At 55.3% G+C, this 12,226-nt stretch carries 14 protein-coding genes; 5 read left to right on the top strand and 9 right to left on the bottom strand.

Annotated features, from left to right (window positions below):
* Positions 1 to 279 precede the first annotated feature (279 nt).
* A complete protein-coding gene (locus KWG64_RS10050; RefSeq protein ID WP_218521819.1) occupies positions 280 to 1,395 on the top strand; it encodes an SDR family oxidoreductase in 1,116 nt (371 codons plus the stop codon).
* A gap of 133 nt (positions 1,396 to 1,528) precedes the next feature.
* On the opposite strand, the gene KWG64_RS10045 is transcribed toward KWG64_RS10050, so the two are convergent.
* The 3 genes from KWG64_RS10045 to KWG64_RS10035 all read right to left on the bottom strand — a co-directional run bounded on the left by KWG64_RS10045 (position 1,529) and on the right by KWG64_RS10035 (position 3,683).
* Positions 1,529 to 2,152: a glutathione S-transferase family protein gene (locus KWG64_RS10045; protein WP_218521916.1), complete on the bottom strand. Its 624-nt coding sequence runs from the start codon at positions 2,150 to 2,152 to the stop codon at positions 1,529 to 1,531.
* Between the two features lie 24 nt (positions 2,153 to 2,176).
* A complete protein-coding gene (locus KWG64_RS10040; RefSeq protein WP_218521818.1) occupies positions 2,177 to 2,707 on the bottom strand; it encodes a GNAT family N-acetyltransferase in 531 nt (176 codons plus the stop codon).
* Between the two features lie 97 nt (positions 2,708 to 2,804).
* Positions 2,805 to 3,683, bottom strand: coding sequence for an AraC family transcriptional regulator (locus KWG64_RS10035; protein WP_195816302.1), 879 nt, complete (start codon positions 3,681 to 3,683; stop codon positions 2,805 to 2,807).
* Between the two features lie 188 nt (positions 3,684 to 3,871).
* Between KWG64_RS10035 and KWG64_RS10030 the strand changes: the two genes are divergently transcribed.
* Entirely contained in the window at positions 3,872 to 4,780 is a 909-nt protein-coding gene (locus KWG64_RS10030; RefSeq protein WP_218521817.1) for a DMT family transporter, read from the top strand.
* On the opposite strand, the gene KWG64_RS10025 is transcribed toward KWG64_RS10030, so the two are convergent.
* On the bottom strand, positions 4,777 to 5,706 hold the full coding sequence (locus tag KWG64_RS10025) for a LysR family transcriptional regulator (RefSeq protein WP_255562148.1): 930 nt from the start codon (positions 5,704 to 5,706) through the stop codon (positions 4,777 to 4,779). The genes KWG64_RS10030 and KWG64_RS10025 overlap by 4 nt on opposite strands.
* Positions 5,707 to 5,780: 74 nt before the next feature.
* Between KWG64_RS10025 and KWG64_RS10020 the strand changes: the two genes are divergently transcribed.
* Positions 5,781 to 6,707, top strand: coding sequence for a carbon-nitrogen hydrolase family protein (locus KWG64_RS10020; RefSeq protein WP_218521816.1), 927 nt, complete (start codon positions 5,781 to 5,783; stop codon positions 6,705 to 6,707).
* 48 nt (positions 6,708 to 6,755) lie between these two features.
* Here KWG64_RS10020 and KWG64_RS10015 read toward each other — a convergent pair whose 3' ends face one another.
* The 3 genes from KWG64_RS10015 to KWG64_RS10005 form a co-directional block, all read right to left on the bottom strand.
* Complete coding sequence (locus KWG64_RS10015; RefSeq protein WP_101074892.1) at positions 6,756 to 7,100, bottom strand: type II toxin-antitoxin system PemK/MazF family toxin; 345 nt, start codon at positions 7,098 to 7,100, stop codon at positions 6,756 to 6,758.
* Positions 7,100 to 7,348 (bottom strand): transcriptional regulator, encoded by a 249-nt coding sequence (locus tag KWG64_RS10010; protein ID WP_195825261.1) that lies wholly within the window; start codon positions 7,346 to 7,348, stop codon positions 7,100 to 7,102. Before KWG64_RS10010 ends, KWG64_RS10015 begins: the two co-directional genes overlap by 1 nt.
* A 121-nt stretch (positions 7,349 to 7,469) precedes the next feature.
* Positions 7,470 to 8,225: an SDR family oxidoreductase gene (locus KWG64_RS10005; RefSeq protein WP_195825262.1), complete on the bottom strand. Its 756-nt coding sequence runs from the start codon at positions 8,223 to 8,225 to the stop codon at positions 7,470 to 7,472.
* A 112-nt stretch (positions 8,226 to 8,337) separates the two neighbouring features.
* Between KWG64_RS10005 and KWG64_RS10000 the strand changes: the two genes are divergently transcribed.
* Positions 8,338 to 9,261 (top strand): LysR family transcriptional regulator, encoded by a 924-nt coding sequence (locus KWG64_RS10000; protein ID WP_218521815.1) that lies wholly within the window; start codon positions 8,338 to 8,340, stop codon positions 9,259 to 9,261.
* On the opposite strand, the gene KWG64_RS09995 is transcribed toward KWG64_RS10000, so the two are convergent.
* Positions 9,236 to 10,141 carry an AraC family transcriptional regulator gene (locus tag KWG64_RS09995; protein WP_255562147.1) on the bottom strand — a complete coding sequence of 302 codons (906 nt, stop codon included), beginning with the start codon at positions 10,139 to 10,141 and terminating at the stop codon, positions 9,236 to 9,238. The genes KWG64_RS10000 and KWG64_RS09995 overlap by 26 nt on opposite strands.
* Positions 10,142 to 10,148: 7 nt before the next feature.
* The gene (locus KWG64_RS09990) at positions 10,149 to 11,570 is read right to left on the bottom strand and encodes an aldehyde dehydrogenase family protein (RefSeq protein ID WP_218521813.1); all 1,422 of its coding nucleotides are present in this window, start codon (positions 11,568 to 11,570) and stop codon (positions 10,149 to 10,151) included.
* Positions 11,571 to 11,700: 130 nt separating this feature from the next.
* Here KWG64_RS09990 and KWG64_RS09985 point away from each other — a divergent pair, with 130 nt between their 5' ends.
* The gene (locus tag KWG64_RS09985) at positions 11,701 to 12,186 is read left to right on the top strand and encodes a hypothetical protein (protein ID WP_165061269.1); all 486 of its coding nucleotides are present in this window, start codon (positions 11,701 to 11,703) and stop codon (positions 12,184 to 12,186) included.
* The last annotated feature ends 40 nt before the right edge of the window (positions 12,187 to 12,226 follow it).

Below are 12,226 nucleotides of genomic sequence, written 5' to 3'. Positions count from 1 at the left end.
TTCTTCTCATTCTGCGATGAAAATGCCCTCCGGCGCCCGCCGATATCGCATAAACACCCCGCGTGAATTTGACTTAATTATTTTGTTCACACCTGATAATTATTTCCCATTGTAAGTAATGATGCCCGATTATTTAATTTTCATGACAACGGAACTTTTTTAATATTTTAAGCTTTTCGTGCTGTTGAGGTTGCGTTTACTTGCGGCAAAATCTGGTATACGTTCCGTTTAGAATAGGGGTGATACTGTGCCGTTAATTTCCCGTTGCAGGTCATCGTTATGAACACCATTTTAATTACCGGCGCTACAGGTTTCGTGGGCGGAGCGGTTGTTGAATATATTCTTCGTCAACAATTAAGTTCTAAAAACAAATTATTACTTTTAGTCAGGGCTGACGATAATGCGACGGGACTCGCCAGAATTATCGATAATTTGAGAAAGTTTGAATTATCGGATGAACAACTTGCCGCTATTAATGAGCAATCAATATTAATCGGCGACCTTTCTGAACCTGAGAACTTTATTCAGGATCCGCGCCTGGATAATGTCACGCATGTTATTAACTGCGCAGCGATTGCGTCATTTGGTAATAACCCGGCGATGTGGCGTGTCAACGTTGAAGGTTCACTGATTTTCGCCAAACGCATGGCGCAGGTCAAAGGCCTGCAACGCTTTGTCCACGTCGGCACCGCGATGGCGTCCATGCCGGACAAAGACAGCGTCTTCTACGAAGGCATGCCGGACAACGAACACAACGAAGATCTGGTGCAGTACACGGCTTCCAAGCGTGCCATCGAAAACCTGGTTCGCACCGAATGCCCGAACCTGCCGTTTGTGGTCGCCCGTCCGTCAATCATTGTGGGTCACACGCAGTATGGTTGTCAGCCGTCGAGCAGCATTTTCTGGGTCTTCATGATGGCGATTAAACTGAAGAAATTTACCTGTACGCTCGACGATCAGGTGGATGTTATTCCGGTGGATTATTGCGCCATGGTGCTGGTGAAATTGTGCCTTGCGGCTGAACTGAACCACAGTTTCTATCATATTTCTTCCGGTGAAGAGATGTGTACGCCATTCCATGAAATAGATACGTCTGTGGCAAAAGCCAATAATACATCGCGTATTATCAGTGAATATCAGCAGATCAGTTATCAGGAATTTACCGGGATCCGTAAACAGTTTAAAGACGTGCTCGGCCCGTGTAATGATAAGATAATTTTGCGTGCGATTAAACTTTACGGCGGCTTTGCGCAATTAAATGTGAAATTTGATAATTCGCGCTTGCTGAATATGGGAATTCCTAAACCCGCCGCCTTCAAAAGTTATATTGATAAATGTGTTTCTTCCACCCGCGGCCAGACTATATCTGAACTGATGAGGGTTGATTTTAAATAAACCGATGCGTCTGTTTGAGTCATCAAACGGCCCTTTATCTTTTATCTCTGCCCGAAAGATAAAGGGGACGGTTTAAAATACAACGACGCCGCGAAGGACATTGCGGCGTCGTATTTTTCATGGTGTGAGCGGTTCAGACCAGACCGTTTCTTCCATAAAGCCGGAAACCTTCACGCTGGTTTAACCGGTCATAATAGGCGGCCACCGCAGGCAACGCCGGGCGCGACATCGGCGTCATCGACCAGCGGTTTACCGCCAGCCCGAGCGGAATATCTGCCAGCGTAAAATGATCACCCAGCACGTAATCACCGCTGCGCTGCAATTGTTCTTCGAGCATTTGCATGTGGCGGTTCCACTCGCTGACACCGGCATCAATCAGCGCAGGATCCTGATGCTGCGGGCTGTTGCGCGCCAGCGCAGGAAACGCATAACGCCACGAATTATTCAGCTCGCCCGCCTGCCAGTCCATCCACTGTTCCGTCAGCGCACGGCGCTTCGGGTCGGACGACAGCAAATCCTCACGCCCTTCCCGCGCAGCCAGATAACGGCAAATCACGTTGGATTCCCACAACACAAACTCACCGTCGAGCACCACCGGCACCATCGCATTCGGGTTCAGCGCCTTAAATTCCGGTGTCTGCGTGGAGTGAAATCCCGAGCCAAACTGCTCCTGTTCGAACTCCAGCCCCAGCTCAAAGCAGGTCCACAAGACTTTACGCACGTTGATTGACGGCGATTTACCCAGAATTTTCAGTATGACTTCCCCTCAATGTGGAAACGATTAACGGCGGATAAAAATCCGCGTTTTTGCATCGTGATACGTCGTGTCTGTTTGCGCGACAAAACCGCACTTCTCCGCCAGCCGGATTGACGCCTGATGTTCCGGCTCGATAATGCAGCACAGCTGGCGATCAAGGCTGGCACCGGCCCAGTTCAGCACCGCCTGCGCGGCCTCAGAAGCATAGCCTTTGCCGTGAAATTTTGGCGAAACCACCCAGCCCATTTCCGCCATGCCGTTCAGCGAAGGGGTGATATCGCGCTGATAATCTGCCAGACCAATTTCCCCGACAAACGCGCCTTCCGCACCGTTGTGCTTTTCAAACACAATCCAGTAGCCAAAACCGAGCATCTGCCAGTGGCCGGGATAACGCAGTAAACGGCTCCAGCTGGCCTCGCGGGTGGACGGCGTGCCGCCGATATATTTCACAACGGCCGGATCGGCCCACTGCGCGGCGATATCGTCGAAATCTTCCACGCGATGCCCGCGCAAAATCAAACGTTCGGTTTCAAGAACGGGTGCCTGAGTCAGCATAATTTTCCTTTGAGTTTTTCTGATTTGTTCCGATGGCCATTAACTTAGCATTGGAATTGTTCGGTCGGAAAGAGGGGTTTTTAGCCGGAAAAGGAAATCAGACAATAATGCCGCTGCGCAGCGCCGAAGGCGTCAAACCGCGCACCGATTTAAAGCGGTTACTGAAATGGCTGGCGGAGCTGAATCCGCATTCCAGCGCAATGGAAGTGATGTCCAGTGTACTGTTCTTTAACAGGTTTTCCGCCTGAATCAGCCGCGCATTCATCACATACTGGTGCGGCGCCATGCCCATGCTGAGCTTGAACATGCGGGCAAAATGAAACTCGCTGAGTTCCGCCAGCCGCGCCAGTTCCGGCAGCAATAACGGCTCCGCCAGATGCGCGTGGATATAGTCTTTTACACGGTTGAGAATGTACGGCGCGAGCCCGCCGCGCACTACCGGCAGCGCCCATTGCAGATGGGTGTAATTTTTGACCAGATGCGCCATCAGCAGATTTGCCGCACTGCTCAGCATCAGCTGATTGCTGTTTTCCTGCCACTGGCTGCTGAGCAAAAAGTGGCGATACAGCAACGTAATCTGCGGATCTTCCTCAAACGTGCGCTCTTCAACCTGAATCGACGCCGGACTGCGATCCCACGTTTGCTCCACCAGATGCCGCAGATGATCGTCAGAACAATACAGATGCACAAACGACAAGTCGTCGCGCACATCCCAGCTCGACATGCTGTGTTTTGGCATCAGGCAAAAACGGTCCGGCCCGCCGCCATTACGCCAGCCGCCGCGGGTTTTGTGATAACACTCATAACCGTCGGCGACGTAAAGACTCAGCGTGTGATGGTCCGGGCTTTCCTGCGTCACGATGTCGTTTTTGTTCGACCAGGCCGCCAGCTGAATGCCGCCGCCCAGCGCCACACTGTCGTGCAGAACCGCTTTGTGCTTACGCAGCGTTTCGAAAGCCTGATAAACCTTCGCCATGATGTGCACCGTGTGGAGGAAAGAGGAGATTCAGTTTACGTTTTCAGGCACTGGTTGAGCCAGATTTTGCTGCCACTGAACCGCAAAAAATGCGCAAGAATATGCAACTCACTGCAAGCCGCTGGAATCCCGCCTCGCCGTATTTCGTCAGAATCTCGTTCAATCAATACTTTGCGTGAGAGAAGTCCATGAATGTGTTTTTGTATATCTCGGTGATTATTATCTGGGGCACCACCTGGTTTGCCATTTATCTGCAACAGGGCACGGTGCCGGTGACGGTTTCGATTTTTTACCGCTTCCTGCTTTCCGCCGTGATTATGCTGGTGGCGCTGCTGGCCGCCCGCCGTTTACGCCGTCTGGCGCTGAAAGATCATCTGTTTTGCATGGTGCAGGGATGCTGTGTTTTTTGCTTCAACTTTTACTGCTTCTACCACGCCGCCGCGTACATCACCAGCGGGCTGGAATCGGTCATTTTCTCGATGGCGGTATTATTTAACGCCTTTAACGGGATGCTGTTCTTTCGCCAGAAACTGGCCCCGGCGGTCATTCCCGCCTCCCTCCTCGGACTGGCGGGCATTGTGACCCTGTTCTGGCACGACCTGAGCGCAGCTCATATCGCACCGGAATTACTCAAAGGCATCGGCCTCAGCCTGCTCGGCACTTACGGCTTCTCGCTCGGCAATATGATCAGCTCACGCCATCAGCGCCACGGTCTGGACGTACTTTCCACTAATACCTACGCGATGTTTTACGGTACGGCGGTGATGGGCGCGCTGAGTCTGGTTCAGGGCGCGTCCTTCGCCATCGACCTGAGGCCGCAATACATCGGTTCGCTGGTTTACCTTTCGGTATTTGGCTCGGTGCTGGCCTTTGGTATGTATTTCACGCTGGTCGGACGCATCGGCGCGAGTCAGGCGGCTTACAGCACGCTGCTGTTCCCGCTGGTTGCACTGACAGTTTCCACGTTCTATGAGGGTTATCAGTGGCATACCAACGCCGTCGTCGGGCTGGTGCTGATCCTGATGGGGAATCTGGTGATGTTCTGCCGCCCGTCCTGGCTGGAGATTTTTCGCCGGAAATCTGCTTTAACCGGCTAAGATACCTGCCAGTCGAACTGCCTCAGGATCCGGCTCACCACTTCTTTCATTTGCGCGATAGCCGGGTCCCGTAGGCCGTCGCGCCGCCAGCCAAGATTCACCGCATAGGCGGGCATTTCCAGCGGTGTTTCCAGCAAACGTAAAGGGTGGAACGCCGCCAGCCGTCGTGCAGCATGCAGAGGGATCGTGGCGACCGCATCGCTGCCCAGCAGCAAATACGGCAACGCGGCGAAATGCGTGGTGGACGCTTTCACATGCCGCTTCAGCCCTTTCGTCATCAGCACTTCATCCACCATGCCGATAAATCCCCCGGAGGAAATCAGCAAATGCGGGCGCTGAATAAAACCCTCCAGCGTGAGGAAATCCGGCGCGAACTTAACGTCCATCAGGCTGGCGTACTGCCCTTCACCGGCGCTCATCCTGCCCAGCGACGGCGAGGTAAAACCGCCCGACGCAACCGCCAGATCAATCTCGCGGTTCATCAGCATATCTTCCACAATCCGGCTGTGCGTCTGGCGAAACACCACCCGCAGGCCCGGCATTTCTTCCCCGAGCAGATCGATAATCTGCTTACCGACCGCCAGCTCAAAATCATCGGACAAACCGAGGCTCAGCGAACGACCGGCAAAACCGGCGCGATCGCCGGAAACCAGCGTCAGACTCTGGCGGCACTTATCCAGCGCCTCACTGATAATCGGTTTCAGCTCATTGGCGCGCAGCGTCGGCGCAAGGCCGCGCCCGGTGCGGACGAAAAGATGATCGTCATACAAACGCCGTAAACGTCCGAGCGCCGCGCTGGCCGCCGATTGCGTCAGCCCGAGACGTACCGCCGCCCGGCTGGCGCTGCCTTCCTCATGTAATGCTTCAAAGACTTTCAGCAGGTTGAGATCCCACTCTTCGATATGAATCTGGCGAATATCACTCATCAGTCAGGCCCGGTGGATTAATGTCGGAATTTGCCCAGAATAGAAATTCCTCCTTTCTGAGTCGAGAGTAATCTATGCCTGCTTCCATTGTTGCTGCACTTCAAATCGGTTCTTCGCCGTCGGGTAAAGCCGACACCCTGCAAAATATCCTGTCGTGGGAAGAAAAAATCACGGCCTCCGGCGCTTCACTGGTGGTGATGCCGGAAGCGCTGCTCGGCGGCTATCCGAAAGGGGAAATTTTCGGCACACGCCTGGGATATCGCCTGCCGGAAGGCCGCGAGGCGTTTGCCCGCTATTTTCACAACGCGATTGACGTGCCCGGCGCGGAAACCGATGCGATGGCTGAAATGGCGACACGCACCGGTGCGAGCATTGTGATTGGCGTAATCGAACGCAGCGGTTCAACGCTCTACTGCTCTTCACTGTTTATCGAACCGGAACACGGCCTGGTCGCGAAACACCGAAAACTGATGCCAACCGCCACCGAAAGACTGATCTGGGGACAAGGCGATGGCTCAACGTTACCGGTGGTCAGCGCCCGCGCAGGCCGCCTCGGCAGCGCCATCTGCTGGGAAAATCACATGCCGCTGCTGCGTATGGCGATGTATGGCAAAGGGGTGGAAATCTGGTGCGCGCCGACGGTGGATGAACGGGAAATCTGGCAATGCTCCATGCGCCATATTGCGCACGAAGGCCGCATGTTTGTGGTCAGCGCCTGTCAGGTTCAGCCGTCACCCAAAGCGCTGGGGCTTGAAGTCGAAAGCTGGCCGGAAGATCGCCCGCTGATTAACGGTGGCTCCGTTATCGTCAGCCCGCTGGGCGATATTCTCGCCGGACCGCTGACCGGTGAAACCGGATTGCTGACCGCCGAAATCAACACCGACGATCTGGTCGGCGCCCGCTACGACTTCGACCCCGTCGGCCACTACGCCCGCCCCGACGTCTTCACGCTGCACGTCGATACAAGAGCAAAAGACACGGTGAAGTTTTTGGGGGAATAAGGCTTCAGAATACAGTTACCCCCTTATGACTGGCCGGGAAGATAACCTTCAGGCCAGTAAACTCTCGCCACCAATCAGCGGGATAATTCGGGCAAGTACATCGTTAAAGACACCGTCTTCAGCAACAGCGATGAATTTAGCCTGCCGCTGACGCCAGTCCATCGTGTGGATAAGCGTTGTCGCCACCACGCACGGCGAGCTCAGGTTATTCACCGGCACCTCGGTCGGCGCACCTCTGACACTGGTACTGACAGGCATGCAAATCACCAGCCCGGTGACCTGATTGTAAGTCTCATGAGACAAAATCAGCGCCGGGCGATATTTGCCAATTTCCTTTCCCTTGGTAGGCTCAAAATCGAGCCAGCAAATATCCCCGCGCTTTGGTAAATACATTAATAATCAAGCTCCTTGTCAGTGGGTTCAGCTAATTCATCCGCGTGAGCAGTATACGCGCTCAAACCTGATAACAAGCTGGCCTCCGTGACCTTTTGCTTCTCGGCTTTTCGAATTTGCAGCCCTTCTTCAGAAACCTCGATGTCAACGACATCGCCTTCCTCAAATTGTGGAATTGACTTCAAATTTCCTGAAAGGCGCAACGCAATGCTGTTACCCCATTTCTGTAATGTTGCCTGAGTTCGCATGTTTCTTACCTCGCTGCATGTATCTACAAAGAGTATACATCCAAAAGTCTGCGGGTGTATTCCCCATGCAGACTTTTGCGAGCGGCCTTCCGGTTTTAGTGCTGCGTTTAAAGCCGCCTCTCTAAATAATCCCCCCGTTCACTTTCAGCGTCTGGCCGTTGACCCATGCGCCGTCGGGGCCGGCGAGGAAGGAGACGACGGATGCGATGTCTTCCGGCTGGCCGAGGCGTTCGAGAGGGGCGGCTTTGGCGATATTTTCAATAAGCTGATCGGATTTACCGTTGAGGAACAAATCCGTCGCCGTCGGGCCGGGCGCGACGGTGTTGACGGTGATCTGGCGGCCACGCATTTCTTTGGTCAGTACGCGGCTCAGCGCTTCGACGGCGGCTTTGGTCGCAGCGTAAACGCCGTAGGTTGGCTGATACAAACCCACCACGGTGGAGGAGAAATTGATAATGCGCCCGCCGTTGTTAAGGTGTTTTGCCGCTTCACGCAGGGTGTTAAACGTGCCTTTCAGGTTGATGTCGATCAGGCGGTCGAACGCCGCATCGTCGGTGTCGGCAACAGCGGAAAGCGTCATGATCCCGGCGTTATTCACCAGCACATCCACACCGCCAAAGGCCTGCTGTGCGCTTGCAAACATACGGCTGACCGCGGCGCCATCACTGACATCGGCCTGCGCAGCGATGGCCTTTCCACCTGCCTGTTCAATTTTACTCACCACCGCGTCGGCTTGTGCCTCTCCGCGTGAATAGTTCACGATAACCGTGAAACCGTCCAGCGCCAGACGTTCAGCGATGGCCGCGCCGATACCGCGTGATGCGCCGGTGACCAGCGCGACTTTATTTTGGGTCGGATTTTGAGTCGGAGAAGTCATGATGTTTTCCTCAGGGTCTGTTGAAGTAGGGCGACAGACAAAGAGTAGTGGATTGACGCTGCCGGATAATTACCCGATATTCGTTATCACTATCCGGAAAAGGCGAACAATCATGGATAAACTCGACAGTATGCGGTTGTTTACCCGCGTGGTAGAGCTGCGCAGTTTTACGCAGGCCGCGCAGGATCTGAACCTGAAACGTTCGACGGTGACCGACGCCATTAAGCTGCTCGAAGTGCGGCTGAAGGTTCGTTTGCTGCAACGCACCACCCGCCATGTCAGCCCGACGCTGGACGGCGAGGCGTATTATCAGCGCTGTCTGCGCATTCTGGCCGACGTGGAAGATGCCGAGATGGATTTCGCCGGTGCGCAGCCCAAAGGGTTGTTGCGGGTGGACGTCCACGGTTCACTGGCGCGGCATTTTCTTTTGCCCGGCCTGCCGGATTTTCTGGCGCAATATCCTGAGATCGAATTTTATCTGAGCGAAGGTGACCGGTTCGTCGATCTGGTTCGTGAAGGTATCGACTGCGTGATCCGCGCGGGCGAACTGAAAGACAGCGATATGGTGGCGCGACCGCTGGGAACGCTGTCGGAAATCACCTGCGCCAGCCCGGCGTATCTTGCGCGTTTTGGTACACCGGAAACGCCGGACGATCTCGGTAATCACCGGATGATTGGCTACCGTTCAAGCGCGACCGGCGGCCTGTTGCCGCTGGTTTTTCATCAGAACGGGAAAACGCGGGAAGTGATGTTGCCGACCAGTTTGTCGGTCAACGGTGCGGAAAGTATGAAGGAAGCGGCGCGGTGCGGAATGGGCATTATGCAGGTACCGCATTACGGGTTAACCGACGATCTGGCGCAGGGCACGCTGGTGCAAATTCTGGCGGATTTCCCGGTCGGTGCGTTGCCGGTTGCACTGCTTTATCCGCGTAACCGTCAGCTTTCGCCCCGCGTGCGGGTGTTTATTGACTGGATGGTGAAGGAGTTTGCGCGGCGCAGCCCACCGCACACTACAGCGTTACACCCTGCTGTCTGAGCTGGCCGATATCCTGCAACGGCGGCGCGCCAAACGAGCGGCGGTATTCCCGGTTAAACTGCGACGGGCTTTCATAACCCACGCGAAATGCCGCAGTAGCCGCGTCGATATTGCCGCTCAGCAGCAGGCGGCGCGCTTCCAGTAAACGGATCTGTTTCTGGTATTGCAGCGGGCTCATGACCGTCAGCGCCTTGAAACGGTGATGCAGATTCGAGACGCTCATTCCGACAATTTTTGCCAGTTCATCCATCCGCAGCGGGTGCGCGAAATTGGCTTTGATCCATACAATCGCCTCGCTCACGCCTTTCCCCTGATAATACGACAGCAAATGCTGATAAAAATGGCCGCCTTCCGGTGCGGTGATCAGCCGGTAGAAAATCTCTTTTTTCACCAGTTGCCCGAGCGCCTGTAAATCCTGCGGAATATCCAGCATAACGACCAGCCGCAAAAAGGCGTCGGCCAGACAGTCATCGGATTTTGCCACGTACGTGACGCCGCCGGATCGCGCAACCGGGAGCGGATCGAGCTGCATGTCGATCATCAGATCAGCCATTTCTTTCAGATCCAGATCAATACGGATCCCCAGATACGGCGTCTCTTCCGTCGCCTGCGTCACCTGCCCGGAAACCGGCATATCAATCGCCGAAAGCAGATAACTGCCCGCGCCGTATTCCACCACTTCCGCGCCGATCAGCACTTTTTTCTGGCCCTGTAAAATCAGGCACATCGATGGAGAAAGCATGCCTTTATTGAGCGCCGTCGGATGCGTGAAACGGATAAACGACAGCCACGGCAGCGCCGTCGGACAGGAATTTTCATCCGGCGGCAGGGCTGAAAAGGCGCGCAAAACGCGCGCACTCAGGGACGTCAGGGGGCTCATACCATCCTCACTCATCGTCGATCAGGGTCTTTGGCTCAAGATACGCTTCCAGCCCGTAAGTACCAAATTCACGGCCCAGACCGGACTGTTTGAAGCCGCCAAACGGCGCGTCCGGCACGTCGTACATGCCGTTGACGAACACCCGCCCGGCGATAATTTGCGACGCCACGCTGCGCGCCTGCTGGCGATCTTCGCCGCTGACATAAGCCTGCAAGCCGTAAACCGTGTCGTTCGCCATGCTGACCGCTTCCTCAATGCTGCGGTAGGTCAGCACCGAAATCACCGGCCCGAAAATCTCTTCGCGGGCGATGGTCATCTGCGGCGTGACGTTCGCAAACACCGTCGGTTTCACAAAATAACCGTGGCTCAACCCGTCCGGCCGCCCTTCGCCGCCGCACACCAGCTCTGCGCCTTCTTCAACGCCGAGACGGATATAATTCTGCACGCGGTCGTACTGTTTTGCCGTCACCAGCGGGCCGATTTGCGTATCCGCCTGCTGCGGGTCGCCCACTTTGACGTTCGCCACCGCGCGCACCAGATGCGCTTTCACTTCTTCCAGCCGTTCTTCCGGCACCAGCAAACGGGTGCCGGCGATGCATGCCTGGCCGTTATTCATCGTGCCAACCGCCAGCGCCAGCGGAATGGCTTTTTCGAGATCAACATCCGGCAGAAGAATGTTAGGAGATTTGCCGCCGAGTTCCAGCGTCACGCGTTTCAGGGTGTCCACCGCGCCACGGGCAATCGCTTTGCCCACCGCCGTCGAACCGGTAAAGGAGATTTTCGCGATATCAGGGTGACGGGTAATTTCTGCGCCGACCACGTCGCCGCGTCCGGTGACAATATTAAATACGCCCGCCGGTAAACCTGCGGCATGCAGGCACTCTGTCAGCAACTGTGTCTGGCCCGCGCTCAGCTCGCTGGGCTTGATCACCACCGTGCTGCCCGCCGCCAGCGCGGTCGCCATTTTGTTGCAGATGAAACCGTAGTTGGCGTTCCACGGCGTGATTAGCCCGACGACGCCCAGCGGTTCCATCACCACTTTCGCCCTGCCAATCTGGCGGACAAATTCATACTCGCTGAGCAGCTTTATCGCCTGCAAAAATGCGCCGGACGCCCGCGCTACGGTGCCGCGCACCATCGCCAGCGAGCCGCCATATTCGGCGCTCATCACTGCTTCCAGCGCGTCTGCCCGCGCCAGTACTGCGTCGTGCAGTTGCTGTAAATACTGAATGCGCTGCGCTTTGCTGGTCCGTGAGAAATCAACGTAAGCCGCTTTTGCGGCAGCAATCGCCTGGCGGGTATCAGTTTCATCGGCCAGACGAACCTGCGCCGCGACCTGTTCAGTCACCGGATTGATCAGGTCCATCACTTCGGTGCCGTGCGGGGTGACGAACTCGCCGTTAATATAGATTTGATTAATCTGTTTCATGAATGCCTCCGGTTTGTGAGTCTTCATGCTAAGACCGGCGGGCGAAAGGGAGATAGACCAATACTGCCTGAGGATTGCCTGATCCTGCTGGCCGGGAGTATGTTAGAAATCTATCGATTGGGAGAAACCGATGACCACACCCGCTGTATTACTGCATATCGGCCACGAAGAGACGCAAATTGTCGTCAGAAATTCCGCGGCTGAAGACAAGATTTTGCCGCTGACGCTGGGCTCACAGCTGACGTCTGTGGGCTATTTCCGCCACACGCCGCCCACGCCGGACGAAATGGAAACCGCCATTATGGTGGTGGAAGATGAAATTATTCGTATCCGGCACGACATTCCCGCTGGCGCGGCGCTGTTCAGCACGGACAACGATATCCGCGCGCTGGCACGCATTGCCGGTGTGGCAGAAAACGAGGTGATGACGCTGTCGCTCGACGCCGTCGAACGGACATTTGACCGGCTGGCGCTGGTGATTAACGGACGTCCTGCGCACTTTGAAGGGCTACCGGATGGCAATGATTTCGCGGCCACATTGCTGATTTTGCGCGAGTTCATGCACCATCTGCAATTTGCAGAAATCACCGTGCAGGGAACGAAATTTGAGATGTAAGCAGAAAGCGTAACAGCCTCCTGCGAGGCTGTTATTTTGA

The organism is Rahnella sp. PD12R (genome assembly GCF_019200965.1).
GTDB classification, from domain to species: domain Bacteria; phylum Pseudomonadota; class Gammaproteobacteria; order Enterobacterales; family Enterobacteriaceae; genus Rahnella; species Rahnella laticis.
Note: the sequence above shows the minus strand (reverse complement) of the source record. Positions and strands in the feature narration are given on the sequence as shown.

What these genes read in the sequence shown, in the direction of transcription:
- KWG64_RS10050 (WP_218521819.1), top strand. Translation starts at nt 280, where the DNA reads ATGAACACCATTTTAATTACCGGCGCTACAGGTTTCGTGGGCGGAGCG.
- KWG64_RS10040 (WP_218521818.1), bottom strand. Translation starts at nt 2,707, where the DNA reads ATGCTGACTCAGGCACCCGTTCTTGAAACCGAACGTTTGATTTTGCGC.
- KWG64_RS10035 (WP_195816302.1), bottom strand. Translation starts at nt 3,683, where the DNA reads ATGGCGAAGGTTTATCAGGCTTTCGAAACGCTGCGTAAGCACAAAGCG.
- KWG64_RS10030 (WP_218521817.1), top strand. Translation starts at nt 3,872, where the DNA reads ATGAATGTGTTTTTGTATATCTCGGTGATTATTATCTGGGGCACCACC.
- KWG64_RS10025 (WP_255562148.1), bottom strand. Translation starts at nt 5,706, where the DNA reads ATGAGTGATATTCGCCAGATTCATATCGAAGAGTGGGATCTCAACCTG.
- KWG64_RS10020 (WP_218521816.1), top strand. Translation starts at nt 5,781, where the DNA reads ATGCCTGCTTCCATTGTTGCTGCACTTCAAATCGGTTCTTCGCCGTCG.
- KWG64_RS10015 (WP_101074892.1), bottom strand. Translation starts at nt 7,100, where the DNA reads ATGTATTTACCAAAGCGCGGGGATATTTGCTGGCTCGATTTTGAGCCT.
- KWG64_RS10010 (WP_195825261.1), bottom strand. Translation starts at nt 7,348, where the DNA reads ATGCGAACTCAGGCAACATTACAGAAATGGGGTAACAGCATTGCGTTG.
- KWG64_RS10005 (WP_195825262.1), bottom strand. Translation starts at nt 8,225, where the DNA reads ATGACTTCTCCGACTCAAAATCCGACCCAAAATAAAGTCGCGCTGGTC.
- KWG64_RS10000 (WP_218521815.1), top strand. Translation starts at nt 8,338, where the DNA reads ATGGATAAACTCGACAGTATGCGGTTGTTTACCCGCGTGGTAGAGCTG.
- KWG64_RS09995 (WP_255562147.1), bottom strand. Translation starts at nt 10,141, where the DNA reads ATGAGCCCCCTGACGTCCCTGAGTGCGCGCGTTTTGCGCGCCTTTTCA.
- KWG64_RS09990 (WP_218521813.1), bottom strand. Translation starts at nt 11,570, where the DNA reads ATGAAACAGATTAATCAAATCTATATTAACGGCGAGTTCGTCACCCCG.
- KWG64_RS09985 (WP_165061269.1), top strand. Translation starts at nt 11,701, where the DNA reads ATGACCACACCCGCTGTATTACTGCATATCGGCCACGAAGAGACGCAA.